This is a genomic window from Pseudomonas syringae pv. cilantro, assembly GCF_001293775.1.
In the GTDB taxonomy this organism is placed as follows: domain Bacteria; phylum Pseudomonadota; class Gammaproteobacteria; order Pseudomonadales; family Pseudomonadaceae; genus Aquipseudomonas; species Aquipseudomonas syringae_P.
This window is the reverse complement of sequence record NZ_LGLN01000099.1, coordinates 23,279-41,459: the sequence shown is the minus strand read 5'-3', so window position 1 is coordinate 41,459 and position 18,181 is coordinate 23,279. Positions and strand designations below refer to the sequence as shown.

Genomic DNA, 18,181 nt, shown 5'->3' with positions numbered 1-18,181 from the left:
CGCCCCGCAGTGGGGCGCCAGGTCTTCATGCGTTACCACCGGATTCAGCCGAGAGATCGGTGACCATCGGCACTGCCGGAGGCTGCTCGGCTGCCTGACTCCCGACGGTCTCCAACCGGGATTCATCCAGAAGGTCGTTCAACGCTGCGTGCAGCCGCTGCAATGCGCCTTCCTTGTCGACCCACCATTCGGTGGACCACAGGCGCACGAGGTTCCATCCGAGGCCATTCAGAATCGCGCCTCGGACCTTATCCCGATCCCGGGCAGTGGCAGCGCTGTGATAAGTAGCCCCATCGCATTCAACGCCAGCCAGATAATCGCCTGGACGGTCAGGATGAACGACCCCCAGATCGATGCGAAAACGCGACACGCCAATCTGCGGGACGACTTGCCAGCCAAGACGCCTCAGCCCTTGAGCGACAGCTTCTTCGAAAGGCGAGTCATAACCGCCAACCGAGCCCTGGATGGCCTCTGCGAGGGCCCTTGGCCCCTGCTGAGCGAACTCGATGAAATGCTTCAGATCCCGGACCGCGCGAGCGTTGGTCCGGTTCAGGTCGATCATTGACGGATCGAAGGACGAGAACACCAGCATTTCCCGACGGGAACGTGTGATCGCGACGTTAAGTCTGCGCCATCCGCCGTCCTTGTTGAGTGGCCCGAAGTTCATGGACATGACCTGCGCACCCGGCTCGGTCGGGCCATAGCCGATCCCGAGCATGATGAGATCTCGCTCGTCACCCTGGACTGTTTCCAGGTTCTTGACGACAACGGGCTCGGTCAGCGTGTCCTGGAAAAACGGTTCGATCTGCGGGTATTGTTTGCGAGCCATATCCAGCAAGTCGTTGATCAGCTTTTGCTGATCGGAATTGAGCGTGATAATCCCGATCGAATGACCCGCCGCCACGAACGCGGGATCAGTCAGGCGTTTGACGGTCTCGCTGACAATAGCTTCGGCCTCAGCCTGGTTGTAACGCCCTTTTCCTTTTGCATAGACACCATCGACCCTGCGCCACTCGACAGCACTTGCACGAGTCTCTGCGGCCGGGAACGTAATAAGGTGACTGTCGTAGTAGCGGTGATTGGAGAACGCGATCAGGCTTTCATGGCGACTGCGGTAGTGCCAGCTCAGACTATGGCTCGGCACCCCGGCTGCCAGGCATTCGTCCAGAATGCTCTCCATGTCTTCAGCGGTGTCGTCGTCGCTGGCATTCGGGCCACGGTTGAAAAAGTTTGTCGGCGGCATCTGACGCGGGTCACCTGCGATAACCACTTGCCGGCCGCGGGCTATCGAACCGATTGCGTCCCATGGCGCGATCTGCGAAGCCTCGTCGAAAATGACCAGATCGAACGGAGGTTGATCGGCGGGCAAGAACTGCGCAATCGATAGCGGGCTCATGAGCATGCACGGCGCCAGACGATTCAACGCATCGCCCATTTCAATAGCCAGTTGCCGGACAGGTTTGTGCCGGCGCGACTTCTGCAATTCGTGCTTGAGAATGGCGAAGCCGCTGCTTTTGGGAATGTCATTTTTCGAAGGAATCAAGCCACAGAGCTTCGCCCGGATATAGCGTACGGTCAGTTTCGCCATTTCGTCGTCGAGACGAACGAAAGCGCTGATGTCACTCATGTGCTCGGCAGCCACGAAATTCCTCAAGAGCGGTTCGCCATCGATACCCTGCGTAGCGAACCAGTGGGCATAGGCCGTAACGAACGTCTCCTCGCTGGCGGACGGCGCCAGCTTTCCGGCCTCAAGCGCAGATGCCAGACTTGCCAGACCTGCTTCGCCAGCCTGCTCGCGCACTCGGCACCAGTCGCACCAGGCCTTTAGCTGCTCCTCGTGTTGCTGGATGGAAAGTGAAGTCGCTCGCAACGCAGCAACGCCTGGATGCGCGTCAGTGCCCGTTGCAGCCAACCCGGCAAACAGGCGAGCGACTTCTTCATAGCGACCCAGGCTCTGTTGCAACGTCGTTAACGCTGTGCTGATTTGCCCACCGGGGGCCAGCATTTCATTTGCCTCGATGACCAGCCGCGCGACAGCTGCGCGCAATGAAACCAGATGGTCCGGTGATTCGGCCAGACTGCTGAGCAGCCCGCGCAGTTTTTCAGCCAGCGAGGCTGCACTGAACAGACGCGATACATCGCTGCCCAGGCCTTTCCAGCCCGGGATCGACTGCAGGTCACCGGCCAGCGCGTCCAGCGCCGTGAGTTGCGAATGCAGACGCTCGAAGATTGCGAGGTCGCCGAGTGTGTCCGGAAGACCAACAGCGCCGCCTGAAGAGGCCAGTTTCCTGGCCACTTTTTTCTTGGCGAACGTTGCCATGAACCAGAATTTGCCCTCGGCCTCGCGCCATTCGCCGCGCATTGCCTCAACGGGAATGCGACGGCATGCTTCATCTGCGTAATCCAGCGAAAGGCTTTCCTCAAGCTCCCGATAACTTTCGATCAACTGACACGCGCGCCGGGTGGCGTCGATACGCGCAACAGCATCGGGTGCAAATGCAAATGAAAGGTTCAGGCCGCATGATTCCAGGACCAGAGTCGCCAGCTCGCTGAGCTGCCGGACCTGCGCCCCTTCAGCCACAGGCAAATTCAGGTGCATCAGCCCAAGCAGTCTTTCGCTTGCGGCATTCAGCGCATCAAGGGCCTGCGGCACCTCGCGTGCGGCATTCGCAATGTTCGCTTGCCAGGCGTTCGACCATTGAGTCTGTGCCAGAGCGCCGAACTGTTCTGACAGGTCACGGGCGGCAGCACCGTTCAAACCCAACCGACGCGACAGATCAAGCAACTGGCCATACGCTTCAGCGTCATGCTCCGTGCCCACTGGCCAGACCAGTCTTGGCGTTTGAGAGCCATGATCACGAATCACGCGACCAATCGCCTGATGCAGGGACAGGCCGTTTGGCCAGCGTCGATGCAAAACATCAACCAGTTGGTTGAGTTTCGAGCGCAAGGTCTGCAACCGAGTGGCTTCGCGCTCCCATTCTTGAGCGCTCAATGCGTCGCTGACATCCCAGGCGCGGTCCAGTTGCTTGAGCACTTCAACCTTGGACGCTTTGCTTGAATGCAGCTCCAGGCAAAATTCGCCCAGTCCCTTTTCTGCCAGACGACGATAAACCACGTCCAGGGCCGCGCGTTTCTCCGCCACGAACAGTACACGACGGCCCAATGCCAGGTTGTGGGCAATCATGTTGGCGATGGTCTGTGACTTACCGGTTCCCGGCGGCCCATCCATGACGAAGCTGCGAGTGCCAGCAGATGCCACCACGGCAGCTAACTGTGATGAGTCGGCAGGCAGCGGGGCAAAAAGCTGCGCGGGCGTAACCGATGAGTCCAGGCGCTCAGGCCGTGGATACTCGTCTGAGCCGGAAAATCCCTCACCGGCTTCACCCGGCTCCAACAGATGTTTGACCAAGGGGCTTTGCAGCAGCTGCGCGGCGTTGGCGTTCAGGTCCTTCCACATCAAGTATTTGGCGAACGAGAAGGTGCCCAATACCAGCTCGGTACTCACCTCGAATCCTGGTACGTCGCGAACCGCTCGCCGCACGACGTTCCAGATGCCCTGCACATCAATACCGCTTTCATCACCGGGTAACTCGCTGTCCAGCCCGGGAATCACCAAGTCGAAATCATGACGCAGCAGTTCCAGCAGCGTCAGGTTGAAACGTGGCTCCTCATCAAGAAGGCTGAGTGTCACCCCGGACAAGGCACTTTTGCGCTCAAGTTTTACCGGCAGCAGGATCAGCGGTGCCGAGTAGGTTTTCGGGTCTTCTGCACTTTTCTTCCATTTGAGAAAGCCAATGGCCAGGAATAGCGTGTTCGCCCCGCCCTCCTCCAGATCGCTGCGTGCCTTTCGGAACAGATCAATCAGCGTTGCTTCAAGCTTGACCTTTTCCAGGCTGGCGAGCACTTCACCCCGTGCAAGTGCCTGCCGAGCGACCTCGTCGACCAGGCTTTCATTATTCTGCTGCTCGTACAGCGCCACATCGCGGCCACTGCTGTTCAGATCAGGTACTGGCACCACACGAATGCGCTGACCGCTGGAAAGAAGGTTTTCAAACGCTGCCGGGTCCGGGCACAGCAGACGCACGCCTTTGGCGCTGTCCGGAAGGTGCAGGAGGCGGTTGCGGGTCGTCAGATCAAGGAGTTTGCGTTGCCACAGCGTCAGCTTGCCAGCGGGGCCTTCGTCAATCGTATTGATTTCCACATCAAAGCCCGGGAGTGCCGGGGCTTCTTCCAACCCTTCGACAGTCGGCGGAGCATCGGCGGTCGCATCGGGTGCCTGCGCCACTGAAACGAGCGCCATCGGCCGGATCTTCTGCATCCGGGCACGGTGCAAATCGATAGCCATGATGAACTGCTCGTCATCGAGTTGCCGCTCGGCCGCCGCAATGGCCTGGGAAAAGCCAGGCGCAGGTGCCTGGGTGGCAAGGGTGGTTTCGAATACCACCATTTCCTTCAGATCCAGACGCTTGCGCACTGCCGACGCTTCATCGGTCAACAGTTGGGAGAATTCCTGAGGCTGCAACCAGACGCCTGCGAATGCATGGCCTTTGGTCATGATCAACAGGGCATTCAATCCCGCCTGCTCCAACGCAGCAGCAAACAGCAGCGCGATGTCCAGGCAGGTCGCTACACCGTTTTCCAGAATCACACTCGGAGGCCTGACCTTCTGGCCCTGTTGCTCAAAGCTGGCAGGAGGCAATGCGTAGCTCAACTGAAAGCTGCACACCCCGGACCAGATGGCGGAGGCAAGCTCCCAGGTGCGCGTGCGCGATTTTCCTTCGTAGCCGTCAATGCCATCCTTCTTGCCCGCCCGCCGTAACACCTGTGAAGCCGCTTTGAGGACGCGATCGACTGCAGGATCATTGGGCATACAAAAAGCTGCCAGCAACTCCGGCATGGCGCTCAAGCCGCCCCACTCAGTGCGAGCCAGCAGTTCGGTCGGGAAGCGCTGCTCGACAAGCAGGTTGTCGCCTTGGGACAGACGCATAATGACATCGGCGCTGAGGCTTTCAGTCAGCCCGGACAAATAGCCCGCATTGAGCTTGATGTCGCGCTCAGAGATGCTGAGGCGATCACCTGCATGAACGCGGTCTATGTGCCAGGTACGGCTTTCAACGAAATCCGGGTCGGTGCTTAAACTCAGGGTCAGGTTTTCAAAGCTGGTTTCTTCCAGGTTCCAGATACTCAATTCACGTACCAGTGGCACGGCGTTCTGGTGGGAGGCGAAACCGATCTTCCGGGCGATCAGCGCCTCAATCTTGATGTTCATCCACGGGCTCCTGGAGCTGCGAGCGCTGGCCTCATAAAGAGGCAGCCAAATGCGCATATAGTCCATGAGTAATCGATGTTAGGGAACTGTTTATAAATCAGAAGGTTCGACGGTGCCGATGGTCGTGCCCACGCTCCACACTCGTCGGGCTGCACAGGTCTGGATGAGCGCCTCAAACGCATACCGACCCGGAACATTGCAAGAGAGTCTCCTGAAATCATTGCGCTATCCAGCGTTGGCTTGCGCCCTGACTGGCCCGGCCAGTTCACTCATTGCCAGCAGCGCCGTCACCTGAGCCACCGGCAAAGGCCGTCCAAACAGGTAACCCTGAGCAAAATCGCACTCATGGGCGGCTAGCCAGTCTGCCAGCTCCTCGTGCTCTACCCCTTCCGCAGTGATCTTCATGCGCAAACTCTTGCCCAAGGCAAGGATCGCCTTGACCATCTCATTCTGGTTATCCAGCGAGGTGTCGAAAAACGAGCGGTCGATCTTGATTTTGTCGATGGCCAGCTTGGTCAGGTGGTAAAGCCCCGAGTAGCCCGTACCGAAGTCGTCCAGCGCGATACTCACCCCCATCGCACGCAGACGTTCCAGGTTCAAGCGCGCACTGTCGACGTTGGCCACAAGGGCGTTCTCTGTCACTTCAACTTCCAGTCGGTTCAGCGGAAAGTTGCCTTCGCGTGCGAGATGCGCCAGCCAGTCGGGAAAGTCGAGACTTTCTATCATCAGCGAAGTCACGTTGATCGACAGGGTAAAGTCGCTCGGCCAGTCACGCGCCTGATCGAAGGCCTGAAGTAGCAGACCTTCAGTAAGCTGTTTGATCAGCCCCAACTGTTCCGCCACAGGAATAAAATCGAGCGGCAGGATGATACCTCGCTCGGGGTGCAACCATCGCGCCAGCAGTTCGAACCCCGCAAGGCGCTGGTCGGGAAGACTGACGATAGGCTGATAGAACGGCTGGATATGTTTCTCTGCAATGGCGTACCTCAGTTCCTGGGCGAATAATGCCTGTTGGCGTTGTTCGCGCTCATAGCTGACTTCATAGAAATGAAACGTGGCACGGCCGCTGTTCTTACCGCGATACATGGCGCTGTCAGCACGTTGCAGCAGTACTTCCGCGTCGGAGCCGTCGAGTGGCGAGATGGCAACGCCCAAGGTCGCACTCAGGGTCATGCGCGGTAAACACGCACTGGACGCTGCGATGTTGGCCAAGACACTTTCCGCCAGTGTCGCGAGTTCGATTTGACTGAAGTCACCACTGACCGCCAGACCGAACTCGTCTCCTCCCAGCCGCGCCACTGAGGCCTGCCAGCCCACTGTTGCCTCTCGCAGACTTTCCGCGACGGCGCAGATAGCGGCATCGCCCACCGCATGGCCGTGAGTGTCGTTGATCAGTTTGAATTTATCCAGGTCAATCAGGAAAACAGCCGTCTGCACCGAGGCTTGCTGCAAGCGCGCAACCAGTTGCTCGTGAAACACGCGACGATTGAGCAGCCCGGACAATGGATCGTGACGGGCCAGAGAGTCACTGAGCGCCTGCGCCGCGAGCAAATCGTTATAGCTGCCTTGCAACCGTTGCATAAGGCGCATCAGCAGAATGAACGGGACGACCATCGACAGCAGCGCAAAAGCGGTCGACGTCAATACGAACCGCCAGCGCTCGGCGTCTTCGAAGTCCGGGTCATAAGGTAAGTCCAGGACGTACATGGCAACGGATTCAAGCTTGAATTCCCACACCACCGCCAACAGGAAGATAGAAAAGAAATAAAGCCACAACACGGTGTAAAGGTATTTACGAACCATCTGCGGGCTGCGGATGAATGACATGGATTTACGCTCGAATGACTGCGGATGCTAAGTCTATAGGCAGGTTATCGGTAGTCAGGCGTTAGGCTTTAAGAGAGATGTCTCCGAATACCCGCGTTGTCCACTGCACCTGTGTGTCGCTGTTCCACGACGGTTATGAAACAGCCCATTGAAAGGTCATGTGAGGTTCAATTTCTGATGAGCCCGAAAAACCAGACTGTCTCGCCTGTTCACCCGCCCTGGCCGCTTCGATGGCCGCGTTCAAGGCGAGCAAATTGGTTTGCCCGGCGATCTCGGGGCGTAAATATCGGCACAGGGCGGACGCGCCGGGGCGTTTAGTCCGTCCAATATCCGACATCAATAGCGACGCTTATTTAAATGCGATGCCCCGACGGCGGCTCGACCCGTTGAACCGGCGCAAAGCCAACAGTTTTCTTGAACGCCATGTTGTGAGTGAAATTCTTCATGGCCTCCGATGGGTCTATAGCTTCTACATTCAGTCTACTCAGCGTTTGGCCTGAAAACACGACGCTCAGGACCGGCAGGTCTTCCACATGCCCCGTAACCGGGTTCAGAAGTGCGTCTACCGCAGTGACAATAACGATGTCATCCGGCAACAATGCTAACAGCTCTCGCCCCACACGCATCACACAACTGCAGACATAATCCTGAAGAAGCTCATTGTATTTGCTGATCGGCATCTGTTTGGTAGACAACTTGCCACTTTGCAGCAACGATTTCGTTTCGGAGGGGACTACATGCGAGCCATGTACATTCAGCGTTGCTTCGATAATACCCGACGCCCCGAAAGAAAACCGTATCGATGTTCCCAAGTGAGAAATATCACTAAACGGGTCGAGCCTTTTTATGGCATCCAGTTTTGCTTGTGCTTCGCCCGCGATAATTCTGGTTGCAAGACTGTATTCCTGTTGCCAGTCACGGTGCTCGGTTCGCCAATCCTGGGTTTCTTGCGCAAAGCGCTCGTTGTCGGCCAGCTTCGCCGATTCGACCAAGGCTTTGAGCTTATTTCGTTGTCTGTTCTCAAGCCTGAACAACCTTGCGAAAACACCAGGAGCGAATGTTTGCTCACGCGTGAGCGCTTCAATCTCGGCGAGATTGGTCCGCCGGGGCTGAACGGGTTCAACGCGGTTTATGAAAGACGACCAATCTATGTCTTCTCCGCATGCCTTGTGAACCGAGAGCAGGACATCGATTTGGTTGTTGTATACATCGACCTCATACGCGGCCTGTTCCAGCGCTTCCATTTTGGCGTACTGCGCCTGACGCTTCTGTAACTCCCGCTGGCGCCGCTGTGAATTACGCTCAGATCTTCTGGCCGACGCTTCCAGAGAGCGTAGCGTTCCTTTCCAGCCCATTTCCAATCCCTCGAATTTTAATACTGCCCGCGAATGCCTTGGCGGTAACGATGGTAGCATTTTGGTTTTGGATTGACGTCGACTAACGCCCCTCATTCAAACGCCGCAAAAACTCCTCCCTCCGTGCTTTATCCGCCCCCTCCTTCGCCAACAACCCAGGCAACAATTCGTTCGCCTGCTGCGGACTCAAGATAAAAACCCCATCGTCATCACCAATCGCAATGTCGCCCGGACTCACAACAACCCCACCGATATTGACCTGCCCGTTCAGTTCGCTGCTTTCCCCGAGGCTTCGCGTCGTGACGGCGCTGATGCCACGGCTGAACACCGGCAGACGATGTTCGCGCAAGGCGGCGACGTCGGTGACTGCGCCGGACACCACCACGCCGGCCAGGCCTTTGATGAGGCCGGCCAGGGTGCGCAGTTCGCCCCAGCAGGCGCAGTGCTCGTCGCCGACGCATTCGATCACCAGCACGTCGCCGGGCAGGCTGTTGAGCAGTGCGTCGCGCAGGATGCTGCCGTCGGGCAGGTGGACTTTGACGGTGACGACGTTGCCGACCAGTCGCGCGCCGTCGAACAAGGGCCTGATGCCGCGCAGGTAGCCGCTGTCGGTCAGGTGGCCGATAGTGGACGCAGCGATGCCACGGAATTGCTCGATGACGGCGTCACTGAGCTGTTGGCGACGGTGTGCAATCTGTTTGTTCATCGACATTTCTTGGGCCTCAGCAGCGGGCAAGTGGAGCAATATTCGACAGGGTTGCTGGCGTCGTAATAAAAGCAGCAGGTGCGACGAAAGCGGATGCTTTTGCCCTCGGTTTCCAGCACTGTCGGCGGACGTCGAAAGTGTTTCAAGGGGTTGTAGCTCAGCCCGAACAGCGCCGGATCTGCGTGATTCAGCAGCCAGTCGAAATCGGTTTCATAACGCTGACGAATCAGCGGGTCTTCCACCTTGTCCATGCGTTTGTCGTACAGCGAGTAGACGCGAACGGCGGTGTTTTCCCAGAGAATGCGTCGGGAGATCCCGGTGACACGATTGAAGGTTTCCCACAGTGGCTGAAGCAGGTCGCGAAACAGGGTGGCGACGATCAGCTCACGCCATTTCTCCCGCGTACCCGGCGTGTAGCCCACAGGTGTCACGTCCACCAGCGGCATCGATGAGGTCCAAAGGCCATCATCGTGTGCGTATTCGATTACGCTGTTGTCCAGTGACAACATCAACCCCTTGTCGTAGACCGACATGGCGTACAGGCAAGCGCCCGTGCTCAGGAAGGAAAAGCGCTTGGCCAGCAGTGATGCGGTGATCGCCAATGTCGGAGAACCGATGATAGGCCCCAGGGTTGCCAGCAACTGTTCGCAGACCTGATCGTCCAGCAATGCCCTTGCGGGTAATGAACGTGGGTCGCGAGCATTGGATTGTCTGAGTTGTAGCGCGCCGGATAACAGTGCCCACTCCGACTCGCTAAAGGCCTGCGTTGCACTCATTGCGGCAGTTCCCGGCCGAAGGGAATGCACAGCGGCGTGCCGAAGAAGGGATCGGCGATGATCCGGCAATTGAGGCCGAACACCTGCTTGACCAGCGCTTCGCTGAGGATGTCGGCAGGACGTCCCTGAGCAAACGCGGTGCGCTCGTGCACGGCGACCATGTGATCGGCATAACGGCAGGCCAGGTTCAGGTCGTGCAAAACCATGACGATGGTTTTGCCTTCCTGACGATTCAGGTCGCGCAACAGGTCCAGCACTTCGATCTGATGAGCCAGATCGAGAAAGGTCGTCGGCTCGTCCAGCAACACGATGTCGGTGTCCTGCGCCAGGGTCATGGCGATCCATGCGCGTTGACGCTGCCCACCGGACAAGGCATCCACCGGGCGCTCGGCGAGGTCCTGCATGGCGGTCTGCGCCAGAGCGCGTTCGACCATCGCCTCATCCTGCTCGGACCATTGCTGCATCCAGTTCTGATACGGGTAACGCCCCAGCGCCACTAGCTGACGCACGCTGATGCCTTCCGGAGCGCTGGGCATCTGCGGCAGAATCGCCAGTTCACGGGCCACCGTGGCAGTGGATTTCTGATGGATGTCCGCGCCATTGAGCACCACAGTGCCTTGCTGTGGCTTGAGCAGACGCGCCAGCGACTTGAGCAAGGTGCTTTTGCCACAGCCGTTGCTGCCGATCAACACGGTTACCTGACCTTCCGGCAATTGCAGCTCAAGGCTGTCGATGATCACCTGGCGCTGATAACTCAAGGTCAGATCATGGGTTGCGATGGACGCCATAGGTAATTCCTTAATGCCGCTGGTTGATCAAAAGATACAGAAAAAACGGCGTGCCCAGCACCGCGACAAAAATCCCTGCGGGCAAATCCAGCGGCAGGAACAGCGTACGGCCGGCCAGATCGGCGAGCATCACCAGATTGGCGCCGATCAATGTGGCCAGCAGTGCCTGACCAGTAAAACCCGGAGGCATCAGGCGCTTGGCGATGTGCGGCGCAATCAGCCCGACAAAGGCAATCGCTCCGCCCCAGGCGATCGCGAGCCCCGCCAGCGCAACGCTCACCAGCAACAACCCGGCGCGCAGCCATTGCACGCGCACGCCAATGCCTTGGGCCAGGTTGTCATCCAGTTGTTGCATACGAACCTGGCGGGCGAGCAGCACCAGCAGCGGCAGGGTCAGCAACAGCCAGCCGGCCAAGGCGCGAGGCTCAGGCCAGCTGGCACCATACACGCTCCCGGTCAGCCAGACGTAGGCCGACAAGGTGGTGGTCAGCGGGCTGAACACCAGAATGAAGGTGGTCACGGCCGCCAGCAGCGCCGACACCCCTACCCCGATCAACACCATGCGCAAAGGCGAAGCGCCCTGATTCCAGGCCAGCAGGTAGATGACCAGCGCGGCGAGCCCAGCCCCGGTTATGGCCGCCAGCGGCAGAAACTGCGCGCCCAGTGCGGCCGAGAAAAATGACAGATACAGCACCGCTGCCGCGCTGGCCCCGCTGGTGATGCCCAGCAGGTCCGGCGAGGCCAGCGGGTTGCGAATGATGCATTGCAGGATCAGCCCGGACACGGCCAATGCCGCGCCCACCAGTGCCGCCAGCGCCAGACGCGGCATGCGCAGTTGTTCGACGATGAATATCAGGCTGGCGTCGGCATGACCGGCAAACACGCTCATCAACGTCGCAGGTGACAGATTGATCTTGCCCACTGCCAGCGAACCCAGTGCCACCAGCACTGTGAGTGCCACTGCAACGGTCAAGCGCGTCACCACGGCCAGGCTGAACTGCCGGGAAAAGCCGCGATAACGCAACGTCAGGTGCTTATCCATAACGCGCGCCCCGACGGACCAGTGCAATGAAGAATGGCGCGCCGAACAGCGCAGTCATGACGCCCACCGGGACTTCCTGAGGCAGGATCAGCACGCGCGCCAGCGTATCGGCGAGCAGCAACAGTGTCGCGCCCAGCACCGCGCAGCCAGGCAGCAGCCAGCGATGATCGATGGACAGCGTCTTGCGCACCATGTGTGGCACCAGCAGCCCGATGAAACCGATGCTGCCCGCCAACGCCACGGCGCTACCAGCCAGAACGATGATCACCAGACTCATCAGCAGGCGAATCAACCCGGTCCGCTGGCCCAGCGCGGTGGCGATGGCTTCGCCGGTATTGAGCACGTTCACCTGTCCGGCAAGCAGCAGCGATCCGCACAGGGCGAGCACGACGCAGATCAGCAGCGGCGCTGCGGTGGTCAGATAACGTTCCGAAAGAGAACCCGCCAGCCAGAACAGCACGGTGTCCAGACCGTCCTGATTGACCACCAGCAGCGCCTGGCTGAAAGCGGTAAATAACGCGGTGATCGCCGCACCGGCCAGAACGATACGTAACGGATTGAGACTGCCCTGCCCCCGGTTGCCGATCACCCAGACAATGGTCCCCGCCACCGCCGCACCGATAAAGGCGCACCACAGCCATTGGCTCATGGAGGTCAGGGCAAACAGCGACGAACAGGCAATGATGGCAAATGTCGCCCCGGCATTGATGCCGAACAGCCCCGGCGAGGCCAGCGGGTTACGTGTCAGGGCCTGCATCAGCGCGCCGGCAACCGCCAGGCTGGAGCCCACGGCAACGGCCATCAGGGTGCGCGTCAGCCGTGTGTCGAGCAACACATGCTGAACAGGATTCAACACGTCTGGCTGCCACAGGCTTGCGACAATCGCAGACGGCGAGATCCAGCTGGCTCCGGTGGCCAGGCTCAAGCCCATGCACACCAACAGCATCAGCCCGCCCAACCCCAGTTTTACGGCCAAGCTCATGAGGCGCTGTCCGTCATCGCCACGCGGGTGACTTCATCGAGCATGCGGTTGGCGCCCAGAATGCCGCCCGACAGGCTCCAGGCAACCGCATCGACGCGAAAGACCTGTTTGTCCTGAGGGGCGCGCAATTGTTGCCAGAACGGGTGCTGGATCAGTTTGTCGTAGTTTTGCTGTGCGGCTTTACTGTCCGCACGCTGAAAGATAAAGAACAGGTCGGCATCGACCACAGGCAAGCTCTCTTTACTGCTGAGTTTAAGGGAAACGCCGCTTGCTTCGCGGGCAGCGGGTGTCCAGGCAAAGCCCAGCTCGCTAAGCACCGAGCCGGCGAAGCTGGCAGGCAGATAGCTGCGGATATGGTCCTCGCGAATGTCGAGCACTGACACCGTGATCGGCCAGCGCCCGGCGAATTTCGCCTGCAACTGACCGCGCAGTTCCGTAACACGGCGCTGCCATTCGCCGAGCAGCTCCATGGCCTGTTGCTGACGATTGATTGCCGCGCCCATCATCGCCAGCGTGCGCTTGAACTCGAACACCTCTTCGAGCATCAGCACGGTGCTGATCTGTTCCAGCAGCGGCGCGATGCGCTGATGGCGAAAGCGCGATGCGACAATCAGGTCCGGCTTGAGCAGCACGATGTCTTCCAGACTCGGCTGGGTTTCCAGGCCTACATGCGGCACCGCTGCCAGCGCCGGGCGCAGGTAGCGGTACATCGGTTTTTCGCTCCAGGAATCGACCACACCGCACGGCGTCACTCCCAGGGCCACGGCGCTGTCGGATGCGCCCTGAAACAGGGTGACGACTCTCAAGGGTTCTGAGCGCAATGACGCCGCCCGGACAATGCCGGGCAGCGCCAGTAACCCCAGCGACAGGCGCAACACGCTGCGCCGTGAAGGCTGCAGGGTTCGGTCAGGTGTCACGGCGCAACCTGTGGAACGGGTTGACCACCTGGCCTTTGCCGAACGGCATGCTGCCCGGCCCGCCGGCGCGCTCGATCATCGGCGTGAGCAGCAGCTTTTGTGGCCAGTTTGGAGCGTCGAACAGTTGATGCCGGATCATGGCACGTACCTCGTCGTCGAATTCGATGGTGGTGATGAGATTATCCAGAACATCGCGCAGCACAGTCCACAACGCTGTGACCGGCACCTCGTAAACCTGGGCCAGCGTGTCCATGATTGCCCGCACGTTGACCTGAATACCCAGGGTCTGCAGCCAGAACAGCAGGTCTTCAGGGCGGTCATGATAAAGGGTATTGGCATGACCTTTCTTGATTCGATATTCCGGATCGCTCATGCCATTGCGTTCCAGCCACGGCACGAATATACGCAGCGAGTCGTGGTCACGCAGCAGCAGCCCTTGCGCCTGACCGGCTTTCCAGACCATGACCGCATTCTGACCGTGTACCTCACCGAGCATGCCGAGACGTAACATGCGCAGGTTGATATCGAAGAAGCTGTGGCTCAGCTCACGGAACAAAGTCAGCACCGAAGCCTGATTGCGCGGCAGGTCGCGGTACTCCATCCATTCATCGAAGAAATGCCGATTACTGCCCGGCAACGGCGTACCCAGTGCAGCCATCGGCAGCAGACGGCAGTCCGGATCATCCAGCAAAGCCGAAGGGTACTGGCGCACCATCGCCGACAGGTGCCGTGGCGCTTCGTCAAACAGCGTGGCCTGCGGCGGCATGAACGCCCACCATTTGCCCTCGTCGCACAGGTGCAGCGAGCGGCTAAGGGTCGGGTCTTTGCCTACCACTTCGCGCAGCAGTTTCTCGCTCAGCTCGCCGTTGATCATCTTCACCGCAGGCAGGTAACGCGACGCACCGAGGGAATGGATCGCCATCGGCAGCTTGAGGTAGTCGGCGCTGTTGAAGCACGGCGTCATCGAACGCAGCGACGAGGTGGCATACACCGTGGCCGCGCTGAATGTCAGGCGCTGGCAATCGCCCTTGGCGAACACGTCGCCCAGTTGCACGTCCAGCACGTGCTCGAACTGCCAGGGATGGACCGGCAGCGCCACGTGGCTGTCGGCAATGCCGCGCTGTTGCAGCTCCTGATCGAGATCGGCTTGAAGGTTGTGCGGCAGCAGGTAACGCGCCGGGAAAGAAACATTCACGTCCCCTACGCCGCCCCCGCATTGCAGAAGGGTCTTGTTGACGGCGACCCAGTTCAGCGCCACCGGCTGGGCAAATTCGGCCTGATACTGCCGATATTCCTGCTCGTTCAAACCCTGCTTGGCCTTGGCCAGCGGGTGATAAGGGCGATCACGCAGCGACGCCCATTGTTCCATGGTGCGGAAGAACGTGGCACCGTCCTGGGCCATCAGGTGTTGATGGTCGACCTTGTGATCCAGCGACAGCGCGGTCTGCCAGACACTGATGCGCAGAACATCGAGAAACAGCGCGATACCTTTTTCGTTTTCCTGGCGCTCGCTGCCCTGAAGCTGAGTTGCCTTGCCGGCAAACACCCACTTCATGAAATCCTCCGGGGACAACTGCGCCCAGCGCTCGTCCTGGCGGCCCAGCACCGGCGTTTCGGGCACTTTTTCCCATTGCTGGGTGATGCCGGGGCGCAACGCGATACTGATGAAGCGCTGCTCCGAGGCATCGCAGCACCATTCCCAGACCTGCTGCGCGGGGCTCTGCTCCGCCAGTTGCGGTGCCTGCGGATGCCGTGCTTGCCAGTGGGCGGTGTCTTGCAGGCTCAAGGGCTGATGACCAAAAAAGTCTTCAGCGAGCAGGCAATCGACCAGATCCTGCATGACCAGCTCAGCGGCGAGTGAAGTAAAGTTCATCGGGTTATTTTCCTTCTGCTCAAATGTGGTTCAAACGGGCCTGCAGCGCACGAAAAGCGATACCGCGCTCATCCCCGAGAACAAAAGCGTTGACCCCGCGCGCCTGCCAACGGGCGGCATCGCCGGGTTGCCGGGGGATGGTGCAATAGGCAACGCCTGCGGCCTGCGCAGCCTGCCAGGTGTCGGACAAGGCTTGTTGCACCTCGGGCTGGTCGATCTGCCACGGCATGCCCAGCGATTGCGACAGATCGGCCGCGCCTTCGAGAATCATGTCCAGCCCTGCCACAGCGGCGATCTCGGCAGCGCGGCGCACACCCTCGGCGCTTTCGATCATCGCCACGACCATGATTTGCTGGTTGGCGGCCTCAACGTACTGCGCCAGGCTGTGCTTGCCGAACGAGCCGGGCCGACCGGCATTCAGGCTGCGGCGGCCCAGCGGGTGGTACTTGCAGGCGGCAATGGCGTCTGCCAGTTGTTCAGGGCACTCGATCATCGGCAAAACGATGCCCTGAGCGCCACCATCAAGCAGGCGCAGCAGGGTTTTCGGGTTGAGATCGGCGACCCGCACCAGCGGCGTCAGGCCATAGCTTTCCGCCACACGGATCATGTTTTCCACGGTTTCCGGGTTGATCAGCACGTGTTCCATGTCGATGATCACGAAATCGAACCCGGCCTCGGCGATCAGCTCGATGGCGGCCGGGGCCGGAATCGAACTGATCAGCCCGTACACCGGCTGCCCGCCGCTGAGTTTGCTCTTGAGTGTGTTGGTCCTCAGCATCATTGCGGCCTGTAGGCGTGCAGCGGGTTGGGCACCGAACGGAAGCGCCGTTCGCCGTCACCCAGCAGGCGGCGCTTGGTCAGCTCTTCCACTTCGTACGTCGGCGCGAACACGTCGAACAGCCCGAAACGGTCGCGGTGCTGCGGATGCGCCTGCTGATAGTCGAGGATCACCTCAGCGGTCATCTGCCAGAACAGCGCTTCGTCCAGCTGATACTGCTGACGCAGGAAAATCGCCATTTCCGCCAGGCAGATGAAGAAGAAGCAGTCACAGGAAAAATCACGCACGGCGTTGACGTCATCGGTGATGATGAACGAGTTGCGGTTGAGCTTCGCGTGGCTTTCAGGCAGCGGCACCAGCTCCGGGCATAGCTCGGGACGCCCCAGGTGCGCGGGCGAGTAACGCACGCCGTCATGGAAGTCCTTGAGCGCAATGCGCTGTGGCCAGCCCTGTTTGACGATCAGCACGATGTTCTGGCCGTGGGACTCCATGCCGATGCCTTCGGCGTAGAGCATATGAATGATCGGTGGCACGGTGACGTGTAACAACTGGCGGGTCCACTCCTTGAGGCCGTACTGACCGATCCAGGCGTCGATGAACGGTGCCTGCTCGCCGTCCCCGTAACGATTTTCCACGTGGCTCAGGCCATTGAACGGCACCGCCTGCTCATCGTCCTTGAGGTACTGATGCAGGCTTTCGCGCCAGATTGCGCCCAGCGTGCCGTAGGTCTGTGCCGAACGGGATTCGGGCAGGTGACGGTAGTCGTAACTGACCCCCGCCACCTCGCCGAGAATCACGAAGTCCAGCGCTTTGGCGGTGCTGTCGGTGGCGATCAGCTGGTGCAGCCAGTCGGTGATGATCGGGCCGTTGAGCACCGTATGCCGCGCCAGAATCCGCGTGCTGGAGGTGTTGGTCATGCTCATCGCCAGCTTGGCGTAAGGTCGCTGCGGCTGGCTGGCGTTGGCCAGTGTGCGGATCGATTGTTGCGCCTTGTACAGATCAGCCGAGGTGCCCAGATAGACCAGTTCGCCGCTGGCCAGCTCCGGGTAGAAAGTCGACACCGTGACGTTGTCCCACTGCCACGGGTGCACCGGCATCAATTGATAGTCGTCGATGGATTTGCCTCGTGCAGCCAGGGTGCTGACAAATTCCTGCCAGCGTTGTGCGCCAAGTTCCTCGCGAATGAACGCCTGCACATCCATGCTGCGCGAGTGCCCCACCGAAGCGCTTGACCTGGCAACTGCCAGCCAGACCACCGCGAAGGGCGTGGCAAACTCTGGCCCGTAATGGCGGTTATCAGCTAGGGAAAAGCCGATTCGTGACTTGTAGCATGGGTGGTAGCTGTGGGCGTCCATGAAATGCTGTTCCAGCGCATCCACGTCCAGTTCGTGGGCTGGCATGGCGGGTTGATAACCCTGATTGCGCGCTTGCAGGTCCTTGAGCTGGGTTTGTTCGATTTCCTGAAGGAAGCGCGCCAGGTGCGGGCTGTCCTTGAACGGCGCGAGCAGTTCGGTCAGGGCCAGATGCAGGTCTGGCGTCGAGCGCTGGCCTGCGCTGTCGATGCGTTCAAGGCTGGCGTGATCCAGACGGATCAGCTCGAAACTGGTACTGAGCAGGCCGTTGCAGCGGTACTCCACGCCGTCACCCAGCGGCACGCTGAAACGATGCTGATGCTCGCCCAGTGGTTCACAACGGTAAGGCAGCGCGGCTTCGTACAGCAGGGTTTGCAGCAGTTGCCCGATGACCCGGCGCTGTACTTTTTCGTAACGCGCGATGTCGATAGCAGCCAGCCAGTCACCGGTGGCCGTTGTGGGTGAAGCAGCGTGACGTTGCAGCGGTAAAGGAGTCGCCATGTTCATACCTCG

At 59.8% G+C, this 18,181-nt stretch carries 12 protein-coding genes and 1 pseudogene; all 13 read right to left on the bottom strand.

What is annotated here, in order from left to right:
• Positions 1 to 25: 25 nt before the first annotated feature.
• Entirely contained in the window at positions 26 to 5,272 is a 5,247-nt protein-coding gene (locus ABJ99_RS25680) for a DUF4011 domain-containing protein (RefSeq protein ID WP_230081098.1), read from the bottom strand.
• Positions 5,273 to 5,497: 225 nt separating this feature from the next.
• Positions 5,498 to 6,979 carry a putative bifunctional diguanylate cyclase/phosphodiesterase gene (locus tag ABJ99_RS25675; RefSeq protein ID WP_054088283.1) on the bottom strand — a complete coding sequence of 494 codons (1,482 nt, stop codon included), beginning with the start codon at positions 6,977 to 6,979 and terminating at the stop codon, positions 5,498 to 5,500.
• A gap of 319 nt (positions 6,980 to 7,298) precedes the next feature.
• Positions 7,299 to 7,370: pseudogene (locus ABJ99_RS27950) on the bottom strand (methyl-accepting chemotaxis protein); the annotation flags it as partial.
• Between the two features lie 82 nt (positions 7,371 to 7,452).
• Entirely contained in the window at positions 7,453 to 8,454 is a 1,002-nt protein-coding gene (locus ABJ99_RS25670; RefSeq protein WP_054088175.1) for a hypothetical protein, read from the bottom strand.
• Positions 8,455 to 8,536: 82 nt separating this feature from the next.
• Positions 8,537 to 9,160: an RraA family protein gene (locus ABJ99_RS25665; RefSeq protein ID WP_080378334.1), complete on the bottom strand. Its 624-nt coding sequence runs from the start codon at positions 9,158 to 9,160 to the stop codon at positions 8,537 to 8,539.
• The gene (locus ABJ99_RS25660) at positions 9,157 to 9,936 is read right to left on the bottom strand and encodes an IucA/IucC family C-terminal-domain containing protein (protein ID WP_054088173.1); all 780 of its coding nucleotides are present in this window, start codon (positions 9,934 to 9,936) and stop codon (positions 9,157 to 9,159) included. Before ABJ99_RS25660 ends, ABJ99_RS25665 begins: the two co-directional genes overlap by 4 nt.
• Complete coding sequence (locus ABJ99_RS25655) at positions 9,933 to 10,724, bottom strand: ABC transporter ATP-binding protein (RefSeq protein ID WP_054088172.1); 792 nt, start codon at positions 10,722 to 10,724, stop codon at positions 9,933 to 9,935. Before ABJ99_RS25655 ends, ABJ99_RS25660 begins: the two co-directional genes overlap by 4 nt.
• Positions 10,725 to 10,734: 10 nt before the next feature.
• On the bottom strand, positions 10,735 to 11,766 hold the full coding sequence (locus tag ABJ99_RS25650; protein WP_054088171.1) for a FecCD family ABC transporter permease: 1,032 nt from the start codon (positions 11,764 to 11,766) through the stop codon (positions 10,735 to 10,737).
• Positions 11,759 to 12,748 carry a FecCD family ABC transporter permease gene (locus ABJ99_RS25645; RefSeq protein WP_054088170.1) on the bottom strand — a complete coding sequence of 330 codons (990 nt, stop codon included), beginning with the start codon at positions 12,746 to 12,748 and terminating at the stop codon, positions 11,759 to 11,761. The genes ABJ99_RS25650 and ABJ99_RS25645 overlap by 8 nt, the downstream gene beginning before the upstream one ends.
• Positions 12,745 to 13,665, bottom strand: coding sequence for an ABC transporter substrate-binding protein (locus ABJ99_RS25640; protein WP_054088169.1), 921 nt, complete (start codon positions 13,663 to 13,665; stop codon positions 12,745 to 12,747). Before ABJ99_RS25640 ends, ABJ99_RS25645 begins: the two co-directional genes overlap by 4 nt.
• Complete coding sequence (locus tag ABJ99_RS25635; protein WP_054088168.1) at positions 13,655 to 15,538, bottom strand: IucA/IucC family protein; 1,884 nt, start codon at positions 15,536 to 15,538, stop codon at positions 13,655 to 13,657. Before ABJ99_RS25635 ends, ABJ99_RS25640 begins: the two co-directional genes overlap by 11 nt.
• A 19-nt stretch (positions 15,539 to 15,557) precedes the next feature.
• Positions 15,558 to 16,316 carry an HpcH/HpaI aldolase family protein gene (locus ABJ99_RS25630; protein WP_054088167.1) on the bottom strand — a complete coding sequence of 253 codons (759 nt, stop codon included), beginning with the start codon at positions 16,314 to 16,316 and terminating at the stop codon, positions 15,558 to 15,560.
• Positions 16,316 to 18,169: an IucA/IucC family protein gene (locus tag ABJ99_RS25625; RefSeq protein WP_054088166.1), complete on the bottom strand. Its 1,854-nt coding sequence runs from the start codon at positions 18,167 to 18,169 to the stop codon at positions 16,316 to 16,318. Before ABJ99_RS25625 ends, ABJ99_RS25630 begins: the two co-directional genes overlap by 1 nt.
• Between the last annotated feature and the right edge of the window lie 12 nt (positions 18,170 to 18,181).

What these genes read in the sequence shown, in the direction of transcription:
- ABJ99_RS25650 (WP_054088171.1), bottom strand. Translation starts at nt 11,766, where the DNA reads ATGGATAAGCACCTGACGTTGCGTTATCGCGGCTTTTCCCGGCAGTTC.
- ABJ99_RS25660 (WP_054088173.1), bottom strand. Translation starts at nt 9,936, where the DNA reads ATGAGTGCAACGCAGGCCTTTAGCGAGTCGGAGTGGGCACTGTTATCC.
- ABJ99_RS25665 (WP_080378334.1), bottom strand. Translation starts at nt 9,160, where the DNA reads ATGAACAAACAGATTGCACACCGTCGCCAACAGCTCAGTGACGCCGTC.
- ABJ99_RS25630 (WP_054088167.1), bottom strand. Translation starts at nt 16,316, where the DNA reads ATGCTGAGGACCAACACACTCAAGAGCAAACTCAGCGGCGGGCAGCCG.
- ABJ99_RS25655 (WP_054088172.1), bottom strand. Translation starts at nt 10,724, where the DNA reads ATGGCGTCCATCGCAACCCATGATCTGACCTTGAGTTATCAGCGCCAG.
- ABJ99_RS25675 (WP_054088283.1), bottom strand. Translation starts at nt 6,979, where the DNA reads ATGTACGTCCTGGACTTACCTTATGACCCGGACTTCGAAGACGCCGAG.
- ABJ99_RS25680 (WP_230081098.1), bottom strand. Translation starts at nt 5,272, where the DNA reads ATGAACATCAAGATTGAGGCGCTGATCGCCCGGAAGATCGGTTTCGCC.
- ABJ99_RS25635 (WP_054088168.1), bottom strand. Translation starts at nt 15,538, where the DNA reads ATGAACTTTACTTCACTCGCCGCTGAGCTGGTCATGCAGGATCTGGTC.
- ABJ99_RS25670 (WP_054088175.1), bottom strand. Translation starts at nt 8,454, where the DNA reads ATGGGCTGGAAAGGAACGCTACGCTCTCTGGAAGCGTCGGCCAGAAGA.
- ABJ99_RS25625 (WP_054088166.1), bottom strand. Translation starts at nt 18,169, where the DNA reads ATGGCGACTCCTTTACCGCTGCAACGTCACGCTGCTTCACCCACAACG.
- ABJ99_RS25645 (WP_054088170.1), bottom strand. Translation starts at nt 12,748, where the DNA reads ATGAGCTTGGCCGTAAAACTGGGGTTGGGCGGGCTGATGCTGTTGGTG.